Below are 1,437 nucleotides of genomic sequence, written 5' to 3'. Positions count from 1 at the left end.
ATGGACATGGAAGCGGCCTCGGCATCCACTGAATTCATGACGAATTCGAGCAGTGCCTTGTCGAAAGACCCGGCCTGAGAAACGATGGTGTGATAAATCAGCTGGGATCCGACTTCGATCTTGCGCTTTGCCATTCTCGAGTCCTCGCCGGCTGCGGGCCGGTGATCCGCCGTCCGGGAGAGGCGCGGACGGTTCGCCGTTGATTCGGTTCCCAGTATGCCATCAAGAACCGCCTTGTCGAATTCTCGGGAACTGGGCACGATCGAAACGCGAGGGCGGCAAGATCGGCGTCCAGTTCAATCTTGCTCCCAGGCGCCGGTTTTCGCGTTTCAGCCGTTTCAGCTCGATCTCGGTTTCGCGGCCGACGCAGCCATTTGACCGCCAGCGCGGTGAGTTCGTCGTGGTTCATGCAGGCGATCTCCAATACCCTCCGGCATAACCGCGCAGAGGCGCACCATAGATATCTTGGAGACCGAGAGACGGAGCGCGCTCCGACATCCAGGCCTCAACCACGCCGGGGGGCGCCCCGAAGATACCCGCCTTGGGGGTCCCCGTCGGCCTGTGTATGACGTGGTGTTCGACAGGGATGCCCAGTTGGGCCGATGCATCCTTCAGGCCTGGAACATGGCCATGGATGATCACCATGGTATTGCCCGCGATGTTCAGGCAGTGTTTCGAGTCCTGCTGTGCTGAACGAATCACGGCACGGGCCCTCTTAAACGAATACTTTATAGAGCCTACAGAGCGCCCCTGAAACTGCGCGCGAGACAAGGCACGCCACCGTTCAAGGTGCAAAGGATCAATGCCGGGACATCTCCCTTGATAGGCGTGAGGAAGGCAATGATCCGCAGCCGCCGCATAGCGCAGATCCTCGGAGAGAGGCCGCAGGGATTCTTCCAGAACACGGTTTACTTTCGAATTTGAGGGACTGAAGCGATGGAGGTATTCCACAAGTTGACCGATGGAAGAACCGCTCCAGAATTCGGATGGCCCCATATCGAAGCCCGGGTCGCCGGGATTATGGTGATCGATGCGATGGGCCACTGCGCCAGGGGGGTCCGATTCGAAACCGCACTCCACCAGCACCAACGGCGTGTCCGGCGGCACCGCGCCGGACACGCCGGTCGCGTTGTACGCGCTTTTCGTATGGACGGGATCGTCCTCGCAAAGCGCACGCCCATACCCGGCGACCAGGCCTAAACGAATGCCGATACCCAAGATGCGGCCAATGCGCATCATCTCGGGGTCTGGCGCTCCAAGAATGAAAAAATGACGGACACCGGGCCGAGAATAGATCGGCTCCATAAACGCCTCCTCGCCGTCGTTCATGCCGGTTCCTCCAGAACCTCGCAGGGCGACGTCGGCACTTCGTCCCAGTGCCGGCCGCCGAGCACACGCCCCGCCCGCTTCTTGCCGACGTGAAGCATGATGTGCGGC

1 protein-coding gene is annotated in these 1,437 nt (G+C 60.5%); it reads right to left on the bottom strand.

All coding sequences use genetic code 11. The features are described from left to right. Positions 1 to 405 precede the first annotated feature (405 nt). A complete protein-coding gene (locus F573_RS14990) occupies positions 406 to 1,329 on the bottom strand; it encodes a hypothetical protein (RefSeq protein WP_231384436.1) in 924 nt (307 codons plus the stop codon). Between the last annotated feature and the right edge of the window lie 108 nt (positions 1,330 to 1,437).

It is taken from the genome of Thioalkalivibrio sp. ALE23 (assembly GCF_000378545.1).
Lineage (GTDB): Bacteria > Pseudomonadota > Gammaproteobacteria > Ectothiorhodospirales > Ectothiorhodospiraceae > Thioalkalivibrio.
Note: the sequence above shows the minus strand (reverse complement) of the source record. Positions and strands in the feature narration are given on the sequence as shown.